The sequence below is a fragment of the Microbacterium jepli genome (assembly GCF_047237905.1).
Lineage (GTDB): Bacteria > Actinomycetota > Actinomycetes > Actinomycetales > Microbacteriaceae > Microbacterium.
The window spans coordinates 2,779,285-2,798,432 of record NZ_JBDFLW010000005.1 but is presented as its reverse complement, the minus strand read 5'-3'; the positions used below and the strand labels follow the sequence as shown (position 1 = coordinate 2,798,432).

At 71.3% G+C, this 19,148-nt stretch carries 17 protein-coding genes; 10 read left to right on the top strand and 7 right to left on the bottom strand.

From position 1 onward, the window contains the following. Nucleotides 1–150: 150 nt before the first annotated feature. Nucleotides 151–1,971: an ABC transporter ATP-binding protein gene (locus tag ABC304_RS17495; protein ID WP_412932746.1), complete on the top strand. Its 1,821-nt coding sequence runs from the start codon at nucleotides 151–153 to the stop codon at nucleotides 1,969–1,971. After that, entirely contained in the window at nucleotides 1,968–3,785 is a 1,818-nt protein-coding gene (locus ABC304_RS17490) for an ABC transporter ATP-binding protein (protein ID WP_412932744.1), read from the top strand. Before ABC304_RS17495 ends, ABC304_RS17490 begins: the two co-directional genes overlap by 4 nt. Before the next feature lie 58 nt (nucleotides 3,786–3,843). Here the strand turns inward: ABC304_RS17490 and ABC304_RS17485 are convergent, their stop codons facing one another. Continuing rightward, nucleotides 3,844–4,299 carry a GNAT family N-acetyltransferase gene (locus tag ABC304_RS17485; protein ID WP_412932742.1) on the bottom strand — a complete coding sequence of 152 codons (456 nt, stop codon included), beginning with the start codon at nucleotides 4,297–4,299 and terminating at the stop codon, nucleotides 3,844–3,846. Between the two features lie 144 nt (nucleotides 4,300–4,443). Here ABC304_RS17485 and ABC304_RS17480 point away from each other — a divergent pair, with 144 nt between their 5' ends. Then, nucleotides 4,444–6,663 (top strand): NADP-dependent isocitrate dehydrogenase, encoded by a 2,220-nt coding sequence (locus ABC304_RS17480; RefSeq protein WP_412932741.1) that lies wholly within the window; start codon nucleotides 4,444–4,446, stop codon nucleotides 6,661–6,663. 59 nt (nucleotides 6,664–6,722) lie between these two features. Here ABC304_RS17480 and ABC304_RS17475 read toward each other — a convergent pair whose 3' ends face one another. The 3 genes from ABC304_RS17475 to ABC304_RS17465 form a co-directional block, all read right to left on the bottom strand. Beyond that, complete coding sequence (locus ABC304_RS17475; protein WP_412932739.1) at nucleotides 6,723–7,679, bottom strand: BadF/BadG/BcrA/BcrD ATPase family protein; 957 nt, start codon at nucleotides 7,677–7,679, stop codon at nucleotides 6,723–6,725. A gap of 28 nt (nucleotides 7,680–7,707) precedes the next feature. Beyond that, complete coding sequence (locus ABC304_RS17470; protein WP_412932737.1) at nucleotides 7,708–9,189, bottom strand: L,D-transpeptidase family protein; 1,482 nt, start codon at nucleotides 9,187–9,189, stop codon at nucleotides 7,708–7,710. 123 nt (nucleotides 9,190–9,312) lie between these two features. After that, nucleotides 9,313–9,810 (bottom strand): hypothetical protein, encoded by a 498-nt coding sequence (locus ABC304_RS17465; protein ID WP_412932736.1) that lies wholly within the window; start codon nucleotides 9,808–9,810, stop codon nucleotides 9,313–9,315. Nucleotides 9,811–10,048: 238 nt separating this feature from the next. On the opposite strand from ABC304_RS17465, the gene ABC304_RS17460 reads away from it, so the two are divergent. The 7 genes from ABC304_RS17460 to ABC304_RS17430 all read left to right on the top strand — a co-directional run bounded on the left by ABC304_RS17460 (nucleotide 10,049) and on the right by ABC304_RS17430 (nucleotide 16,653). Beyond that, complete coding sequence (locus ABC304_RS17460) at nucleotides 10,049–11,134, top strand: ROK family transcriptional regulator (RefSeq protein ID WP_412932999.1); 1,086 nt, start codon at nucleotides 10,049–10,051, stop codon at nucleotides 11,132–11,134. 76 nt (nucleotides 11,135–11,210) lie between these two features. Continuing rightward, the gene (locus ABC304_RS17455) at nucleotides 11,211–12,476 is read left to right on the top strand and encodes an extracellular solute-binding protein (protein WP_412932734.1); all 1,266 of its coding nucleotides are present in this window, start codon (nucleotides 11,211–11,213) and stop codon (nucleotides 12,474–12,476) included. Between the two features lie 75 nt (nucleotides 12,477–12,551). Continuing rightward, nucleotides 12,552–13,523, top strand: a complete 972-nt coding sequence (locus ABC304_RS17450; protein ID WP_412932732.1) for a carbohydrate ABC transporter permease — start codon at nucleotides 12,552–12,554, stop codon at nucleotides 13,521–13,523. Then, the gene (locus ABC304_RS17445; RefSeq protein ID WP_412932731.1) at nucleotides 13,520–14,485 is read left to right on the top strand and encodes a carbohydrate ABC transporter permease; all 966 of its coding nucleotides are present in this window, start codon (nucleotides 13,520–13,522) and stop codon (nucleotides 14,483–14,485) included. Before ABC304_RS17450 ends, ABC304_RS17445 begins: the two co-directional genes overlap by 4 nt. 43 nt (nucleotides 14,486–14,528) lie before the next feature. Next, nucleotides 14,529–15,455, top strand: a complete 927-nt coding sequence (locus ABC304_RS17440) for an ROK family protein (RefSeq protein ID WP_412932729.1) — start codon at nucleotides 14,529–14,531, stop codon at nucleotides 15,453–15,455. Next, entirely contained in the window at nucleotides 15,448–16,227 is a 780-nt protein-coding gene (locus tag ABC304_RS17435) for a glucosamine-6-phosphate deaminase (RefSeq protein WP_412932727.1), read from the top strand. The genes ABC304_RS17440 and ABC304_RS17435 overlap by 8 nt, the downstream gene beginning before the upstream one ends. Before the next feature lie 30 nt (nucleotides 16,228–16,257). After that, complete coding sequence (locus tag ABC304_RS17430) at nucleotides 16,258–16,653, top strand: PPOX class F420-dependent oxidoreductase (protein ID WP_412932726.1); 396 nt, start codon at nucleotides 16,258–16,260, stop codon at nucleotides 16,651–16,653. Nucleotides 16,654–16,942: 289 nt separating this feature from the next. On the opposite strand, the gene ABC304_RS17425 is transcribed toward ABC304_RS17430, so the two are convergent. Genes ABC304_RS17425 through ABC304_RS17415 form a run of 3 tightly spaced genes read right to left on the bottom strand, consistent with a single transcriptional unit; the run spans nucleotide 16,943 to nucleotide 19,094 of the window. Continuing rightward, complete coding sequence (locus ABC304_RS17425) at nucleotides 16,943–17,341, bottom strand: NUDIX hydrolase (RefSeq protein ID WP_412932725.1); 399 nt, start codon at nucleotides 17,339–17,341, stop codon at nucleotides 16,943–16,945. Then, nucleotides 17,338–18,702, bottom strand: coding sequence for an FAD-binding oxidoreductase (locus ABC304_RS17420; protein ID WP_412932723.1), 1,365 nt, complete (start codon nucleotides 18,700–18,702; stop codon nucleotides 17,338–17,340). The genes ABC304_RS17425 and ABC304_RS17420 overlap by 4 nt, the downstream gene beginning before the upstream one ends. Further along, nucleotides 18,699–19,094, bottom strand: coding sequence for a YrdB family protein (locus tag ABC304_RS17415; RefSeq protein ID WP_315266398.1), 396 nt, complete (start codon nucleotides 19,092–19,094; stop codon nucleotides 18,699–18,701). The genes ABC304_RS17420 and ABC304_RS17415 overlap by 4 nt, the downstream gene beginning before the upstream one ends. Between the last annotated feature and the right edge of the window lie 54 nt (nucleotides 19,095–19,148).

Genomic DNA, 19,148 nt, shown 5'->3' with positions numbered 1-19,148 from the left:
GCTCGCCGCTCGCGCCTCGCGCCACTGAACCCGCGGCCGGCATATCGCCGGTCCGCCCGGCGTTGTCGCCCCAGGCAGGAAGGCCGCCCGCCTGCGCGTGCCCGCCGATCCTCCGCTCGCTCCACCCGCCTCACACATCCCACAAGGATCATGACCTCCACTGCATCGCCGCCTCCGCGCCTGTCCACGCCGCGCGCTCTCGCGCGGCTCCTCCCCTTCGCCAAACCGGTCGTCGGCCGTCTGAGCATGGGTGCGCTCAGCGCGCTCGTGGCCTCGCTGCTCGCCCTGTCCATCCCGCTCGTGCTCGAGGTGATCGTGCAGGGTCCGATCGCCTCCGGCGACATCGGCCAGATCGTCTGGGGAGCGGTGGCGATCCTCCTGCTGGGCTTGGCCGAGGCCGGTCTGATCTGGCTCCGCCGCTGGTTCGTGCTGGCCCCCGCCACAGGTGTCGAGTACGACATCCGGCAGAGCTTCTACTCGCGCCTGCAGCGGCTGCCGGTGTCGTTCCACGACCGCTGGCAGTCGGGTCAGCTGCTGAGCCGCATGATGCAGGACCTCAGCATGCTGCGCCGCTGGCTCGCCTTCGGACTCGTGCTCCTGGTCGTCAACGTCCTCACCATCCTCGTCGGCACCGTGCTGCTGTTCCGCTGGCACTGGCTGCTCGGCACCCTGTTCCTCGTCTGCTCCTTGCCGCTGTGGTTCAGCGGCTACGTCTTCGAGAAGACCTACGGTGCGCTCGCGCGCCAGAGCCAGGATCAGGCCGGCGACCTCGCCACCTCCGTGGAGGAGAGCGTCCACGGCATCCGGGTGCTGAAGGCGTTCGGCCGCGGCGCCCACGCGCTGAAGAAGTTCACGCGTCAGGCCGAGACGCTGCGCCAGACCGAGCTGCGCAAGGCCCGGGCGATCGGCCTGATCTGGTTCTGGCTCGTGCTGCTGCCCGACATCGCCTTCGCGCTGTGCCTGGGCGCGGGCATCTACCTGGTGCAGCTGAACCAGCTCAGCGTCGCCGAGCTCGTCGCGTTCTTCGCGATGGCGACCGTGCTGCGCTGGCCGATGGAGTCGATCGGGTTCCTCTTCTCCTTCGCGCTCGACGCACGGACGGCCACCGACCGCATCTTCGAGGTCTTCGACGAGGAGAACACGATCGTCGACCCGGAGAACCCGCGCACGATCGCCGAGCCGCGCGGCGCGCTCACGTTCGAGGGCGTGCACTTCCGCTACCAGGACGCCGCCGACACCGAGCGCGATCTCATCGACGGCGTCGACCTCGTGCTGGAGCCGGGGGAGACCATGGCCCTGGTGGGTCTGACCGGCTCGGGCAAGACCACCCTCACCACCCTCCCGACACGGCTCTACGACGTGACCGGCGGCCGGGTGACCCTCGACGGCGTCGACGTGCGCGACCTGACGCTCGACGAGCTGCGCCGCCACATCGGCATGGCCTTCGAAGACGCCACGCTCTTCTCGCAGACCGTGCGCGAGAACGTGCTGCTCGGGCGCGAGGACCTCGAACCCGGCAGCCCCGAGGCCGAGGCGGTCATGCGCGAAGCGCTCGCCGTCGCACAGGCGGGCTTCGTCGAAGACCTCCCCCAGGGCGTCGACACCGTCATCGGCGAAGAGGGACTGAGCCTTTCGGGCGGACAGCGCCAGCGTCTCGCGCTCGCGCGCGCGGTCGCGGCCCGTCCGGCCGTGCTCGTGCTCGACGACCCGCTCTCGGCGCTCGACGTCGACACCGAGGCGCTCGTGGAGGACGCCCTCCGCGAGGTGCTGTCGGCCACGACCGCGCTCGTCGTCGCCCACCGGCCGTCGACCGTCATGCTCGCCGACCGAGTCGCCCTCCTGGAGGACGGCCGGGTCACGGCCGTCGGCCGGCACTCCGACCTGCTCCGCGAGAGCGAGCACTACCGGCATGTGATCTCGAGCCTCGAGACCGATGAGGCCCGCCCGCGGGAGACGGAGGTGACGCGATGAGCACCACGACCGTGACCGGCACGTCCGGTGAAGACCGCTCCGACTACACGCGCGACGAGAGCCGCGCCATCCGCCGTCGCTCGCTGCGACTGCTCGGCTCGCTGGTGTCGCCGCTGAAGTGGCAGCTCGTGCTCGCGGGCGCCGTGCTGATCGTCTCCACCGCGCTGCGCGTGGCGGGCCCGGCGCTGATCGCCTACGGCATCAACAACGCCCTCCCGGCGGTGGTGGAGCGCACCGACTGGATGCCGACCATCGGCGTCGTGGCGGTGTTCCTGTCCGCGGGCATCGGCGGCGCCGCCCTCATCGGGTGGTACGTCGTCGTCGCGGCACGCCTCACCCAGGCGGTGATGCTCGACCTGCGCAAGCGGATCTTCCTGCACACCCAGCGGCTGAGCCTCGAGTTCCACGAGTCCTACACGTCGGGCCGCATCATCTCCCGGCAGACGAGCGACCTCGACACCATCAAGGAGCTGCTCGACGGCGGACTCAACGAGCTCGTCTCCGGCATCCTCTACGGCGTCTTCACGCTCATCGCCCTGCTGCTGCTCGACTGGCAGTCCGGGGTCATCCTGCTGGTGATGGGCCTGCCGCTGTACCTGCTCATGCGGTGGTTCTACACGCGCTCGCAGCGCGTCTACCGGGAGTCGCGCGTCATCAGCGCCCAGGTGATCGTCAAGTTCGTCGAGACGATGACCGGCATCCGCGCGGTCAAGGCGTTCCGCAAGGAGCGGCGCAACGACGACGAGTTCGGTGCGCTCGCCGCGGACTACCGCGAGGTCAACATGCGCTCGATCCGGCTCTTCGGAACCTTCGAGCCGGGCCTCATGGCCGTGGCGGCCGTCTCGGTCGCCCTCGTGCTGCTGTGGGGCGGTCTGCGCGTGGTGGACTCCTCGTTCCTCATCGGAACCCTCCTGGCCGCCGTGCTCTACGTGCGGAACTTCTTCGCGCCGCTGCAGGAGGTCGCGTTCTTCCTGAACTCCTACCAGTCGGCCACAGCGGCGCTCGAGAAGGTCTCGGGCGTGCTCGAGGAGGAGCCCACGGTGCCCGATCCGGTCAAGCCGGTCGACCTGTGGACCTCCCGCGGACACGTCCGCTTCGACGGCGTGCGCTTCGGCTACAACGCGGCGACGACGATCCTGCCGGACTTCACGCTCGACATCCCGGCGGGACAGACCATCGCCCTCGTGGGCACCACCGGCGCCGGCAAGTCGACGCTCGCCAAGCTCGTCTCGCGCTTCTACGACCCCACCGAGGGCCGCGTGACGCTCGACGACATCGACCTGCGTCAGCTGCACCCGAAGGACTTGCGCCGCGCGATCGTCATGGTCACGCAGGAGGCCTATCTGTTCAGCGGCACGGTCGCCGACAACATCGCGCTCGGCAAGCCCGACGCCACGATGGACGAGATCCGCGCGGCGGCGCGGGCGGTGGGCGCCGACACCTTCATCGAGGCCCTCCCGGACGGCTACGACACCGACGTGAACAAGCGCGGCGGACGCGTCTCGGCGGGTCAGCGCCAGCTGATCTCGTTCGCGCGGGCGTTCCTCGCCGATCCGGCGGTGCTCATCCTCGACGAGGCCACCGCCTCGCTCGACATGCCGAGCGAGCGGATGATCCAGGAGGCGCTGCAGACGCTGCTCGCCGACCGGACGGCCATCATCATCGCGCACCGCCTGTCGACCGTCGCCATCGCCGACCGGGTGCTGGTGATGGAGCACGGCCGCATCATCGAGGACGACACCCCCGCCGAGCTCATCGCGGGCGACGGCAAGTTCGCTCAGCTGCACGCCGCCTGGCGCGAGTCGCTGGTCTAGGAGAGCGGATGCCCCGGCTCGCGCTCGCGCGCGGGTCGGGGCGTTCTGCGCGCCGGCGTCAGATGCGGATCTCGGCGACGACCTCGCCGTAGGGCGTCTCGCCCACCGGGGTGAAGCCCACGCGCCGGAAGAACGCCTCGGGGCCGTCCTCGCCCGACTCGTAGACGACGTCGACATGGTCGAAGCCGCGCGCCCGCGCCTCCGAGAGGAGGCCGTCGACGGCGAACCGGCCGACGCCGCGGCCCTGCTCGTCGGCGTCGACGTTGATGCGCCACAGCACGGAGCGGAAGTGCTCCTCGGGGTGGTCGGCGTCGAAGTTCGCACTGACGAAGCCCAGGACGCTGCCGTCCTCATCGATGACGACGCGCTGCCACGTGGTGGTCGGATTGACGACGGTGGCCGCCACCCCGTAGCTGACGGGGGAGAGGTACTCCTCCTGGCCGGGTTTCAGCGACATGTTGTTCACCGCCACGATCGTGGCGGCGGACAGTTCGACCAGGCGCAGTTCACCCATGCGGACAGGCTAGCGCCCCGGCCCCCGCCGCAGACAATCCCGACACCATTCGTCATAGGACGTTCATCAGGAAAAGTATCTCGATATCAAGATACTTTGCCTCTTTGCGATAGGCTGGCCGAGAACTCGAACGGAGACAACCTGGTGACCGAATCGACCATCATCTACACCTACACCGACGAGGCGCCCGCACTGGCGACGGCCTCGTTCCTGCCGATCGTGCAGGCGTTCGCGCGCCCCGCGGGCATCGACATCGAGACCCGCGACATCTCCCTCGCCGGACGCGTGCTGGCCGCCTTCCCGCAGAACCTCACGCCCGAGCAGCAGGTGGGTGACGCGCTCGCCGAGCTCGGGGGCCTCGCCACCCTGCCCGAGGCGAACATCATCAAGCTGCCGAACATCTCGGCGTCGATCCCGCAGCTGAAGGCCGCCATCGCGGAGCTGCAGGCCGCCGGCTACGACATCCCCGACTACCCGGACGAGCCGCAGTCCGTCGAGGACAAGGACGTCCGCGCCCGGTACGACCGCATCAAGGGCTCCGCCGTGAACCCGGTGCTGCGCGAGGGCAACAGCGACCGCCGCGCACCGCTGTCGGTGAAGCAGTACGCCCGCAAGCACCCCCACCGCAACAAGGCCTTCCCCGCCGGCTCGAAGACCAGAGTGGCCACGATGGGCCACGACGACTTCCGCTCCAACGAGAAGTCCGTCGTCATCGACTCCGACGACGTGCTGAGCATCCAGCACGTCGCCGCCGACGGCACCGTCACCCCCCTCAAGTCCGGCCTCAAGGTGCTTCCCGGCGAGATCGTCGACGCGACCTTCCTCTCGGCTGCGGCGCTCGACGCGTTCCTCGCCGAGACGCTCGCGACCGCGGCATCCGAGGACGTCCTCTACTCCGTGCACCTCAAGGCCACGATGATGAAGGTCAGCGACCCGATCATCTTCGGCCACGTGGTGCGGGCCCACTTCGCCGACGTGTTCGAGCGATACGGCGACGCGATCGCCGCGGCGGGCCTCACGGCGAACGACGGCCTCGGCGCCGTGCTCGCCGGTCTGGGCTCCATCGAGGGCGGAGCGGAGATCGCCGCCGCCATCGAGGCCGACCTCGCACGCGGACCCCGTCTGTCGTACGTCAACTCCGACAAGGGCATCACCAACCTGCACGTGCCCTCGGACGTGATCGTGGACGCCTCCATGCCCGCGCTGGTGCGCAACGGCGGCAAGCTGTGGGGCGTCGACGGAGCCGAGGACGACACCCTCGCCGTCATCCCCGACTCGTCCTACGCGAGCGTCTACCAGACGACGATCGACGACGTCATCGCGCACGGTCCGCTCGACCCGGCGACCATCGGCACCGTGCCGAACGTCGGACTCATGGCCCAGGCGGCCGAGGAGTACGGCAGTCACGACAAGACGTTCGAGATCGCGGACGACGGCGTCGTGCAGATCGTCGACGGCGCGGGCTCCGTGCTCATCGAGCACGAGGTGCACCGCGGCGACATCTGGCGTGCGACGCAGACGAAGGACATCCCCGTCCGCGACTGGGTGAAGCTGGCCGTCGGCCGTGCCCGCGCGACCGGTGCGCCGGCCGTGTTCTGGCTCGACGCCGACCGCGCGCATGACGCGAAGCTGATCGAGAAGGTGAACACCTACCTCGCCGAGCACGACACCGAGGGCCTGACGATCACGATCCTCCCGCCCGCGGAGGCGACCCAGTACTCGCTGGACCGTCTGCGTGCGGGGGAGGACACGATCTCGGTCACGGGAAACGTGCTGCGCGACTACCTCACCGACCTGTTCCCGATCCTCGAGGTCGGCACCAGCGCCAAGATGCTCTCGATCGTCCCGCTGCTCGCGGGCGGCGGACTGTTCGAGACCGGTGCGGGCGGCTCCGCCCCAAAGCACGTGCAGCAGCTCGTGGCCGAGGACTACCTGCGCTGGGACTCCCTCGGCGAGTTCTTCGCCCTGGCCGCCTCGCTGGAGCACCTCGCGACCTACAACGGCAACGCGCGTGCCCAGGTGCTGGCCGACACGCTGGATGCCGCGACCGGCACGTTCCTCGAGAACGACAAGTCGCCCGGCCGCGCGCTCGGCACGATCGACAACCGCGGAAGCCACTTCTACCTCGCCCTGTACTGGGCGCAGGAGCTGGCCGGGCAGACGGCGGACGCCGAGCTGGCCGCGATCTTCGGGCCGATCGCCGAGAAGCTGGCGGCTGACGAAGAGGCGATCGTCGGCGAGCTGCTGGCCGTTCAGGGGCACTCGGTCGACATCGGCGGGTACTACCGTCCCGACCCCGAGCTGGTCGAGGGCGTCATGCGCCCGTCGCAGACGCTGAACGCGGTCATCGACGGCATCAGCTGACACGACGACACGACGGAGGGGTGGATGCTGCGGCATCCGCCCCTCTTCCGTTCCCGCCGTCAGGCCGTGGTCGAGCGCCGGACGGAGGCGGCGAGCGGATGCTGCGGCGAGAGGTGCACCAGCCGTTCGACGCCGTCGATCCCGTGACCGCGCGGCGGCACGAGGCGAAAGCCGGCCGCAGTGGCGGCGGTCTCGAACGCCTCGCGCAGCACGGGGGAGCCGAAGACGCCGCCGATCGCGCATACCTCGGCCGAGGCATCCGCCTGGCCCGTTCGCCGGAGCGCGGCCGCCGCACTGGCGGCGAGCTCGGCGGCGGCGCGCCGGGAGATGGAGATCGCGACGCCGTCGCCCTCGAGCGCCGCGCGGGCGACGGGTTCGGCGAAGGCGGCGACCACGCCGACCTTGCCCGGATCGGACTGCAGGTCGATGTAGGCGTCGGGCAGGTGCGGCCACTGGGCCCGCACGGCGTCTGTCAGCGCGGTCGGGGCACCGCGGCCGTCGTAGGCGCGCATGACGGCGTCGAGGGCCTCTCGGCCGATCCAGTAGCCGCTGCCGGCGTCGCCCATGAGGTAGCCCCAGCCGTCGACGCGGGCGACGTCGGTGGGTCCGACGGCCAGCGTCACGACGCCGGTGCCCGCCGCCACGACGACGCCCTGCCCGTCTCCGAGGGCGCCCAGGAAGGAGGTCGTCGAATCGTGCGCCATCACCACACGGGCGATTCCCGTGTCCGCGAGGAGCTGCCGCAGCGCGTCGGCATCGGCCTCGGCGTCGGTCAGTCCGGAGACGCCGGCGGCGACGACTTCGATCGCGACGTCGGTGCGCTCCAGCTCGGCCCGGACGACCGCGGCGAGCTGCGGGAGAAGCGGGGCGTCGGTGCGGATGCCGGGGTGCACGGCGTCGCGGGGCGTGCCGGTGGTGCGCGCCTTGATGCCCGTCTGCCCGGCGTCGAGGGCGATCGCGGGCACGCGATCCGCGCTCGCGCCGTCGGTCGGCGCAGCGAGCGGATCAGGTGTCACACGGTCACGATAGCCGGTGGCCGGAGGCTCAGTAGTAGACGGAGACCTCTGTGCCGAGAGGCGCCCAGTTGTACACGTACTGCGCGGCGTCGATGGTCATGTTGATGCAGCCGTGACTCATCGGATTGCCGAAGTTGTTGTGCCAGTACGTGCCGTGGAAGGCGATGTCGCCGTTGAAGTAGCTCACGTACGGCACGTCGGGCGTGTAGTAGTGCGGCTCCTTGGTCAGGTCGCGGTTGCCCATGCCCTGGATGCGCACGTGCGCCTGCATGCGGAAGTCGCCGGTCGGGGTGTCGTTCGGCGTGAGGCCGGACGAGATCGCCCAGGACTGCACCACGGCGTTGTTCTCGAACAGGTAGGTGCGCTGCTCGCTCAGATTGACCTCGATGCGGCGGGCGAGGGTGGTCGTCGTGAACGGCACCTCGGACACGGCCAGCGGGTAGATGCCGTTGCCGTCGGCGAGCTGGGCGGCGAACGCGTCCGCGACGCCGTCGGTCGAGTCGAGCGCACGGCCGACGACCCCGGCGGTGAGGTCGCTCAGGGCGTTGCCCGACGAGTCGGTGATGACGGTGGCGTTGACGACGTCGCGGTTGACGGCGGCGGCGAGACCGTCGACGGTCGGCTGGACGGCCGCGGCGTCGGCGGTGACGGCGAAGTCGCCGTTCTCGGCCGGGGTGATGGTGAGCCAGGAGGCCGCGACGGCGCGGTCGACGGGCACGGTGCGCTCGTCTCCGATGTAGAACCCGACGGTGTCGAGCATGCCGTTGAGCTTGTCGGCGGTCGCCTGGGCGAGCTCGGTGGTGGTCGACGAGTCGATGGGCACCAGGGCGGGTGCGAGGTCGATGCTCGTGGCGCCGCTCTCGAACGCGTCCTGCAGGGCGCCCTGCACGGCGGAGACGTCGACACCCTCGCCGGGCTGCGCGGCGGTGACGGCGAAGGACGCGGTGTTCGCGTCGAAGGCCACCTGTGCGCCGACGGGCTCGCTGTAGAGCCCGGGGACGGCCTCGCGAAGCGCCTCGGTCGCCGTGGCGGGGTCGACGGTGACCGGCGCGTCGATGGGCGCGGCGAACCACGCGGTGGGGTTCCACATCGGGTTCTGCGCGAACGCGGCGTCGGCGAGGGCCTGCGCGTCGACGGTCGCACCGAGGTCGGCGCCGCTGACGGCCACGTCGCCGCCGGCTCCGGTGAGCACGACGGTGGTCTCGGCGAGCCTGTTCTGCACCGCTTCCGCGGCGGACCCGGGGGTCATACCGCCCACGGGCACGCCCGCGATGGCGGACCCGGGCGCGATCAGCACCAGCGACGCGGCGACGAGCCCGACGACGGCGGCCGCCGCGGGGATGCCGATCCACAGACCGAGGTGGCGCTTCTTCGGCGCGGGCTCGGCAGGAGCCCACTCGTAGGTGGATGCCGCGCCGTCACCGCCGCCCTGAATCGGCGTCGTAGGAGCGTCGGAGGGAACGCCGGAAGGCGCCTCGTCGGCATTCGGCTTGGTCGCCAGATCGGTCACGCCATCACCCCCGTGCTGTGAACCCGAACCTCTATGGTAAGGGACGCGGGGAGTGGGGCGTACAACGGTCGCATCACGACCGTGCGCAGCGCGCCCGGATGTCGCGGCATCCGGTCATCCGCCTCAGCCGTTGTCGGCGCAGATGTCGGCGAAGCGCTGACCGGTCTCCTGGAACTGCGTGCCGAGGTCGGTGAGGTCGCCGACCTTCGACATGTCGCCGTCGGCGACGGAGCGCATGATGCCCGAGGCCTGCGTGAACATATCCTTCAGCTCCGGCACGACGGCGGCGACCTGGTCGTTGGTCACCTGGGCCGAGATCGAGCTCAGCTGCTCCGCAGCGGCGGTCATGCTGTCGGCGACCGCGCCGGGGTCTTCGGCACTCGCCGACTGGAAGTCGTCGGTCGCAGCGCTGATCGTCTGCTGCACGAGCGCGCAGGCGTCGGCGGTCGACTGACCGCCGTCACCGGCGTCGTCGCCGGACGACGCGGGGGCCGATGCGCCGGCGCTGCCGGACACGGCGGGTGCGGCGGTGGGGGAGGCCGTGCAGGCCGTCATTCCGAAGACGGCGGTGGCCGTGAGCGCGAGGGCGGCGCAGAGATGGGCGGTGCGGGTGCGGCGCATGATGGCCCCTTTCGTCGCGCCCAGCCTACGTCGCGCGTCGTAAGTCGGCTGAATAACGGATTCGTAAAGAGTCCGAGCAAATTCGTCGGAGACCTTGTGCACACATTATTCGTAAGGTCTACTAACAAACGTGACCCCCGCCGATCAGAGCCTGCCGACCGCGACGCTCGAGCCCGCCGCGCCCGCCGCGCGGGCGCGCTCCTTCGGCTCCGGCCGCGCGCTGCGTCAGGGCGGCAAGGTGCTGCCCGAGCACGCCCGCGGGCACAACCGGTCGCTCGTGCTGCAGACCCTGTTCCACGAGGGCGCGATGAGCCGCGCCGACCTGTCGAGGGAGACCGGGCTGACCCGGGTGACGATCTCCGATCTCGTGTCGGAGCTGATCGCGGACGGCTTCGTCGCCGAGAAGGGCATGCGCGAGGCATCCGGCCCCGGAAAGCCCGCGATGCTCGTCGATCTCGACCGCGACGGCCACCGCATCGTCGGACTCGACCTGTCCGGCGCCGACGTGTTCATCGGGGCCGTCCTCGGTCTCGACGGCGGCATCGTCCACCGCGCGGAGGCTCCCGTGCCCGACGGCAGCGACGAGGTGGTGGCGACCGTCGTCGCCCTGGCCCGCGGGCTCGTCGATCAGGCCGATGCTCCGGTGCTCGGCGTCGGGGTCGGAACCCCCGGTGTGGTGGACGACCGCGGAGTCATCCTCACGGCCCCGAATCTCGGGTGGGCGGGCTTCGACCTCGAGGGCGCGCTGCGCGCGGCCCTCGGTCTGCCGGTGCTCGTCGCCAACGACGCCAACGCCGCCGTGCTCGCCGAGTACACCTTCGGCGGAGCGGCCGATGACGTGCTGCTGGTGAAGGTCGGCCGCGGCGTCGGCTCCGGGCTGCTGGCCTCGGGGCAGCCGATGCGCGGCGCGCGCTTCGCCGCGGGGGAGATCGGCCACGTCACCGTCGGCACGGACGGCGGCCCGGTGTGCGTCTGCGGCAAGATCGGATGCCTCGAGGCCTGGCTCTCCGTGCCGTCGCTGACCCAGCGGCTCGCCGACGCGGGCGACGCCGAGCGGGAGGGCATCCTGCGCGATGCCGGCGAGCGCCTGGGCATCGCGCTCGCGCCCGTCGTGGGCGCCCTCGACGTGACGGAGATCGTGCTCTCCGGACCCCTCGATCTGCTGGACGGTCCCCTCGCGGACCAGGCCGTCCAGACCCTCCGCACGCGGACGCTCGCGCGTTTCCACGACGGCGTGAGCGTGCGGATGACGCAGCAGGGGCAGGACATCGTCCTGCGCGGTGCTGCCGTCATGGTCCTCTCGGGACAGCTGGGCGTCTCGTGAGGACGGGGCCCTTCGGGCCCCGCATCCCCGGGCGGACCGACCGGTCCGCCGCACTCCATGAGAACAAGGAAGTCACATGAACAAGAAGCTCGGAGCCCTGGCTCTCCTGGGTGCGTCCGCGGTGGCGCTGGCGGGATGCTCGGGAGGAGGAGGCGGCGGCGCGTCCAGCGCGGCGGCCACCGGTGACCTCACGGTCTGGCTCGTCGGCACGGACACGCCGCAGGAAGCCCGCGACTATCTGAAGAAGACCTTCGAGGACGAGCACCAGGGATGGACGCTCACCATCGAGGAGAAGACCTGGGCGGACACGAGCGACAACTACATCGCCGCGCTGTCCTCCAACGACGCCCCCGACGTGGTCGAGGTGGGCAACACCCAGGCACCGGGGTTCATCTCGCAGGGCCTGTTCGCCGACCTCTCCGCGGTGCAGAGCACCCTCGGCGGCGACGACCTGCTGCAGAGCTTCGTCGAGCTGGGCTCCGAGGACGGGACGCTCTACGCGGCGCCGTACTACGCCGGCTCGCGCGTCGTCTTCTACTCGCCGTCGATGTTCACCGGCACCGTGCCCACCACGCTCGACGAGTACGTCGCCGACGGCATGGCGATGAAGACCGACACCGTCTCGGGCATCTACGCCCCCGGCAAGGACTGGTACAACGCGCTTCCGTACATCTGGGCGCACGGCGGTGAGATCGCGGTGAAGGACGGCGACACCTGGGACGCGCAGTTCTCCAGCCCGAAGAGCATCGCCGGGCTGACGCAGCTCCAGGAGGTGTACCAGAAGGCCAACAACGCGCCGGCGGACGCCGACGAGACCGATCCGCAGGTGCCGTTCTGCGCCGGCGAGGTGGGCTTCCTCTCCGCCCCGGCGTGGATGAAGGGCTCCGTGCTCGCCGCCGCCGACGCCAAGGCGCCGGGCTGCCCCGACACGTACGGCAAGGACCTCGCCGCCTTCGCCCTGCCCGGCATGACCGCCGGAGAGGTAGCCCCGGTGTTCGCGGGCGGCTCGAACATCGCCGTCGCGGCCAAGAGCGACGCCAAGGACATGGCGACCTCCGCCCTGGAGATCATGCTCTCCGAGGGCTACCAGAAGATCATGGCCGAGAACGGGCTGATCCCCGCGCTGAGCTCCTTCGCCGAATACCTCCCCTCCGACGAGATCACCGCGCAGGCCGCCAAGGCCGCGTCGGCGTCGAAGGCCGTTCCGGCCAGCGCCAACTGGTCGGAGGTCGAGTCCGCCGGCGTCATCAAGGACGCCCTGGTCAAGATCGCCCAGGGCGAGGACGTCACGACCATCGCCGAGGGCCTGGACTCGCAGATCGAGGCGATCCTCAACAAGTAGGCGGGCCTGCCCGTCGCGAGGGGTCCCGTCCGCGGGGCCCCTCGCCCCGACATCCGACCTCACGAAGGAGACGCCGTGGCCGAGGCCCTGCTCACCGCGCCGACCGCGAAGCCCGCGGGACGGCGGCCGCGCCCGACGGCGCGCGAGCGCGCCCGCGGCCGCCGCGACGCCCGCGGGGCGTGGACCCTGCTGGCGCCGTCTGTGGTGATCCTGGCCGTGATGGTCGGGTACCCCGCCGTGCTCATGGTCGTGCAGTCATTCACCGACTACTCGATCAAGAACAAGGTGCAGGGCACGTTCGCGGACTTCGTCGGCTTCGCCAACTACCTCGAGGTCTTCACGCAGTCCGACTTCCCCGTCGTCCTGATGCGCAGCCTCGGGCTGATGGTGGCCATGACCGTGCTGATCGTGCTGCTCGGCGTCCTGGTCGCGGTGCTGATGACCCGCCTCGGGCGGGGGTGGCGCATCACGGTGTCGGTCGGCCTGCTGCTGGCGTGGGCGATGCCGCCGCTGGCCGCGACGACGGTGTGGGGCTGGATCTTCGACACGCAGTACGGCGTCGTGAACTGGGCGCTGAACACCGTCACCGGCACCTCCGACTGGACCAACCACTCGTGGCTGCTGAATCCCTGGTCGTTCTACATGGTGCTCACGATCATCGTCGTGTGGCAGGGCGTCCCGTTCGTGGCGTTCACCACGTTCGCCGCCCTCGGCCAGGTACCGGGGGAGGTGCTCGAGGCCTCCTCGCTCGACGGCGCCACCGGCTTCGCCCGTTTCCGTCTCGTCGTCTTCCCGTATCTCCGCAGCGTGCTGACGGTCGTTCTCGTGCTGCAGGTGATCTGGAACCTGCGCATCTTCACGCAGGTCTATGCGCTGCAGAGCCGGGGTGGTCTCGTGTCGGAGACGAATGTGCTCGGCACCTATCTCTTCCGGCAGGGCGTCGGGGAGTTCGGGGTCACCAGCGCCATCGGCGTCATCATGGTGGTGCTGCTCCTGGCCATGTCGTGGGGATACGTCCGCACCACCCTCAAGGAGGAGGAGCTGTGAGCACGCAGGTGAGCGCGGCCACCCAGGTCGCCACGGTCGGCGTCGACGAGGTGCTCGCCGAGGGCGGCCGCCCCAGAACGCCGATGCGGCGATCGCTCGAGGCGCGGCGCCCCTCGTCCCGGCGTCGGCTGAGCCGCACGCTGCTGAACCTCGCCGCCCTGGTGGTGTTCGTGTGCTCGGTCTTCCCGGTGTACTGGATGGTGAACATGTCGTTCACCCAGGGCCGCCAGATCATCAGCCGCAGTCCCGACTTCCTGCCGCTCGAGTTCACCGTGCAGAACTACGTCACCGCGTGGACCCGCGAGGCGGCGCCCGGCCAGACCGACTTCCCGCACGCGCTCATGACCTCCTCGATCGTGACGGTGGGCGTGCTCGTGGTGACGCTGCTCTTCGCCTTCCTCGCCTCGATCGCCGTCGCCCGCTTCCACTTCCGCGGACGCCGGGGCTTCATCGTGTCGGTGCTGATCATCCAGATGATCCCCGGCGAGGCGATGATGTTCACGATCTACGGGATGATCGACGACTGGCGTCTGATGAACACGCTCCTCGGGCTGGGGATCGTCTACCTCGCCTCGGTCATCCCGTTCACGATCTGGACGCTGCGCGGCTTCGTCGCCGGTGTGCCCGCCGATCTCGAGGAGGCGGCCATGATCGACGGCTGCACCAAGAGCCAGGCGTTCTGGCGCGTCACGTTCCCCCTGCTCGCCCCGGGCCTCGTCTCCACCGGCATCTTCGCCTTCATCCAGTCGTGGAACGAGTTCACGATGGCTCTCCTGCTCATGAAGGGCTACAACCTCACCCTTCCGACCTGGCTCAACTCCTTCCAGTCGGCGACCGAGGCCACGAACTGGGGCGCCGTCATGGCGGGAGCCACGCTCATCTCCATCCCCGTCGTCATCTTCTTCCTCATCGTGCAGGGACGGATGACCGGCGGGCTCGTCGCCGGGGCGGTCAAGGGCTGATGCATCGCACGGATGACGCCGCCTCCCGCAGGGGGGCCGGCCGATGAGGGTCGGCCTCGACGTCGGCGGCACGAAGACCGACGCCGTCGCGCTGGGCGACGCCGGCGAGGTGCGGGCGCGCGTCCGCCTGCCCACCGCATGGGGTCCGGCCGGAGTGGTGCAGACGGTCCTCGCCGCCGTCGACCGCCTCGCCGAAGAGACGGGACCCTCCGCGGAGGCGATCACCACCGTCGGCGTCGGGATGCCGGGACAGGTGCGTCCCGGAACGTCGCGGGTGGTCCACGCCGTCAACCTCGGCGTCGACGAGCTCGACCTCGCCGCCGCCGTCGCGCCGCTGCTCGGCGTGCCGGTGCGGGTGGAGAACGACGTGAAGGCCGCAGCGCTGGGCGCCCATGCGCTCGACGGCGGCGGCGGGTCGATGGCGTACCTCAACCTCGGCACCGGCATCGCCGCCGGCATCGTGACCGAGGGCACGCTGTGGCGCGGGGGCCGGGGCACGGCCGGCGAGGTGGGTCACATCTCCGTCGACCCCTCGGGACCGGCGTGCCGCTGCGGCCAGCGCGGATGCATCGAGGCAGTCGCCGGCGGGCGAGCGCTCGCCGAGCGCTGGGGCCGGCCGGGCGTGCTGCCCGTGCGCGACATCTTCGACGCGGCGGAGACCGGCGACCCGCTGGCCACCGCGCTCCGGTCCGCTCTGGCGCGCGGCGTCGCCGCGGCCGTCCGGGTCCTCGTGCTGACCGCCGACGCCGATGCGGTGGTCCTCGGCGGGGGCCTCACCGGGCTGGGTCAGCGTCTGCGCGCGGACGTCGCGGCCGAGCTCACACGCAGCGCCGCGGCATCCCCGTTCATGCGCTCGCTGCGGCTGGATGAGCGGGTGCGCCTCCTCGCGCCCGGATCGCCCGCCGCCGCCCTCGGCGCCGCGCTGATCGGCGCGACGCACGACGCGGAAGGAGCGCTGGCCCGTGGCTGAGGTCGTCATCGTGGAATCGCCGGCTGCCGCGGGGACGCTGGTGGCCGAGGCCGTCCTCCGGCTGGTGCGCGCCCGGCCCGACGCGGTGCTCGGTCTGGCAACGGGCTCGACCCCGCTGCCGGTGTACGAGGCACTGCGGGCCCGCGTCGGCGAGGTCGACCTCTCGCGCGTGCGCGGCTTCGCGCTCGACGAGTACGTCGGCATCGATCCGGCGCATCCCGAGAGCTACCGCTCCGTCATCTCCCGCGAGGTCGTCGGGCCGCTCGGGCTGGACCCCGACCGCATCCGCGTGCCGGACGGCTCGCTCGACGGCATCGAGCACGCCGGCGAGGAGTACGAGCGGGCCATCCGCGAGGCCGGCGGCGTCGACCTGCAGCTGCTCGGCATCGGCGGCGACGGCCATATCGGCTTCAACGAACCGGGCTCGTCGTTCGCGTCGGAGACGCGTGTCAAGACGCTGACCGAGCAGACCCGCGCCGACAACGCCCGCTTCTTCGACAGCGTGGACGACGTGCCCCGGCACTGCATCACGCAGGGTCTCGGCACGATCCTGCGTGCCCGCCACCTCGTGCTGCTGGCGTTCGGCGCGGGCAAGGCCCAGGCGCTCGCCGCAGCCGTCGAGGGGCCGCTCACGGCGTCGCTGCCCGGCTCGGCGATTCAGCTCCATCCGCGCGTGACGGTCGTGGTCGACGAGGCGGCCGCTGCGCGGCTCGCGTTCGCCGACTACTACCGCTACACCTACGCGCACAAGCCCGCCTGGCAGGTGATCTGAACCGCCCGCGCCGCGCCTAGTCTCGGGAGCGTGACTCTCCCCGACGGGCTCCTCGCGCTGCTGCGCGCCCCCAGCACCTGCTACCTGGCCACCGTGATGTCCGACGGCTCGCCGCAGCTCACCCAGGTCTGGGTCGACACCGACGGGGAGCACGTCGTGATCAACAGCGTCTCCACGCATCTCAAGGTGCGGAACGCGCGGCGCGATCCCCGCGTCGCGCTGACCGTGAGCGACCCGGCGCATCCCAGCGGCTTCATGCAGGTGCGCGGTCGCGTCATCGACATCACCGAGGAGGGCGGCGCCGAGCACATCGACGAGCTCTCCCACAAGTACACCGGCCGCCCCTACCCCTGGTACGGCGGCCGCGACCAGGTGCGCGTCATCCTCACCATCGAGGCCGAGAAGATCAGCGGCACCGGCATCTGATGACCCACCGCCGCTATCCAGGCCCCGGGGCGAATGGGGATGTCCCACTCCCTGCACGACACGCCGAAGACTTCTGCAGAAAGTGGGACACCGAGATGGGGGGCGAGTGGTGATGTCCCACTCCCTGCACAACACGCCGAAGACTTCTGCAGAAAGTGGGACATCGAGATGGGGGGCGAGTGGTGATGTCCCACTCCTTGCACAACACGCCGACCGCTGGGCCGCCGGAGCCGCTGCGAGCCCATTCCCCGGGGTGACGGCGCGGCGCCGCGCCGTCACCCCGGGCCCCTCAGCCCCAGACGAGGGGGAGGAGGTGATCGCGACTGAGCGGCGCCATCGGGAGGTCGGATGCCTCGGCCCGGCCCACCCAGCGGAGTTCGGCGATCTCGGCTCCGACGACCGGCTCCAGGCCGACCCCGTCGAGATGGAACACGTCCGCGACGACGGTGTGACCCGGCTCGTTCGCCGCGTCCGCGGTGAAGCTGCCGGCGGAGCGGAGCGCGGTCAGGGGCACATCGAGACTCAGCTCCTCGGCGAGCTCCCGCACCAGGCAGGCCGCGGCATCCTCCCCGGGCTCGGGCTTCCCGCCGGGCTGCATGAAGACGCTCGTCCCCGCCTTCCGCACGAACAGCACGCGCCGATCGGCGTCGACGATGATCGCCGCGGAGACGTGGATCCGGCCGCTCACGGTGCGAAGACCTTGCCGGGGTTCATGATCCCGAGCGGGTCGAACACGCGCTGGATCCCGCGCTGCAGCTCCCACTGATCCTCGCCCAGCTCGTCCACGAGCCAGCGGCGCTTGAGCACGCCGACGCCGTGCTCGCCCGTGAGCGTGCCTCCGAGCCGGAGCGCTGCCCGGAACAGGTCGTCGGCCGCCGCCCAGACCTCCGGCGGCACGTCGGGCCCGTCGAACACGAAGTTCGGGTGCAGGTTGCCGTCGCCCGCGTGGGCCACGGTGGGGATGGCGAGGCCGTGCTCGCGCTCGACGCGCGCGATCTCGTCGAACATCGCGGGCAGGGCGCTGCGTGGCACCGACACGTCCTCGATGAGCGTGGTGCCGAGCGTCTCCATCGCGGGGTGCATCGACCGGCGCACGGTCAGCAGCCGCTCGCCCTCCTCCGCGTCGGCCGCCACCGCGACGGTGCCCCCGACGCCCCGCAGCACGTCCGCGATCGCCTCGGCCTCCGCCGCCGCGGCCGGGCCGTCGGTCTGGATGGTCAGCTGCGCGGCGCCCGGGGTCGGGGCAGGCAGCTGCAGAAGCCGGTGGACGGCGGCCAGGGACGCGGCATCCATCAGCTCCATGATCGCCGGCTGCACGCCGGACGCGGTGACGGCGGCCGAGGCGACGGCGGCGGCGCGGACGTCGGGGAACGTCGCGGCGAGCGTGCGCACCTCGCCGGGCACGGCGCGGCGGAGCTTGAGGGTCGCGCCGACGACGACGCCCAGGGTCCCCTCCGAGCCGATCACGAGGGAGGTCAGGTCGAGGCCCGTGACGCCTTTGACGCTGCGATGGCCGAGGTGGAGGAGCCGCCCGTCGGCCAGCACGAGGTCGACGCCCAGCACCGCGTCGCGCACGACCCCGTACTTCGCGCAGAGGAGCCCGCCGGCGCCCGTGGCGATGTTGCCGCCCACGGTCGAGATCGCGCGGCTGGCCGGATCCGGCGCCCACCACAGCCCCTGCGGGGCGAGGGCCGCGTTGAGGTCGCCGTTCAGGATGCCCGGCTCGACGACCGCGATGAGGTCGTCGGCGCGCACCTCGAGGATGCGCGTCATGTCGCGCACCGAGAGCGCGATCTCGCCGCCGCCCGCGTTCGCACCGCCGGCGAGGCCGGTGCCGGCGCCGCGCGTGACGACCGGGGTGCGCGTCGCGGTCGCGATCCGCAGCGTGGCCCGGACGTCGTCGACGGATGCCGCGTGCACGACCGCGAGCGGCGTGCCGGCCGCCGCGTGCCCCGACTTGTCGGCGCGGGCGTCGTGCAGCGACGCGGGTCGCGTGTCGACGCGCTCGCCGAGGGCGTCTCGCAGCAGGGCGAGGACGTCGGCGCTCACGTGAAGCGGCGGCGTCCCGCGATGACGCCGGCCGTCACGGCGACGACGGCGAAGATGAGGCCGACCCAGGTCGCTCCGATGCTCCACCAGGCGATGGTCGCGGAGGCGTAGACGAGCAGCTCCACGACGGCGCGGATGAACGGGTGCACGGCCAGCACGGCCCGTGGGGAGACGAAGAGCGCCCACAGCAGGATGGCGACGACGGGTGCGCCGATGCCGGCGACGATGTTCCAGGGGAACTCCCACGCGGCGAAGCCCCAGAACGCGAGCGTGCCGAAGGCGAACAGCTCGCACACGAACGAGACCACCTCGACCGCGGAGAGCGGGCGCCGGGTGCCGGCCGGGTACGGCTCGGCGGGGGCCTGCGGGCTCATGCGGGATGTCTCGGACATGCCTCGATCCTACGCGCGCGGGGGCAGGCGACCTCCGTCCGGCGGCGACGCGAG

Excerpts from the sequence above, each read along its gene's own strand:
- ABC304_RS17495 (WP_412932746.1), top strand. The coding sequence starts at position 151 with ATGACCTCCACTGCATCGCCGCCTCCGCGCCTGTCCACGCCGCGCGCT.
- ABC304_RS17490 (WP_412932744.1), top strand. The coding sequence starts at position 1,968 with ATGAGCACCACGACCGTGACCGGCACGTCCGGTGAAGACCGCTCCGAC.
- ABC304_RS17485 (WP_412932742.1), bottom strand. The coding sequence starts at position 4,299 with ATGGGTGAACTGCGCCTGGTCGAACTGTCCGCCGCCACGATCGTGGCG.
- ABC304_RS17465 (WP_412932736.1), bottom strand. The coding sequence starts at position 9,810 with ATGCGCCGCACCCGCACCGCCCATCTCTGCGCCGCCCTCGCGCTCACG.
- ABC304_RS17455 (WP_412932734.1), top strand. The coding sequence starts at position 11,211 with ATGAACAAGAAGCTCGGAGCCCTGGCTCTCCTGGGTGCGTCCGCGGTG.
- ABC304_RS17440 (WP_412932729.1), top strand. The coding sequence starts at position 14,529 with ATGAGGGTCGGCCTCGACGTCGGCGGCACGAAGACCGACGCCGTCGCG.
- ABC304_RS17415 (WP_315266398.1), bottom strand. The coding sequence starts at position 19,094 with ATGTCCGAGACATCCCGCATGAGCCCGCAGGCCCCCGCCGAGCCGTAC.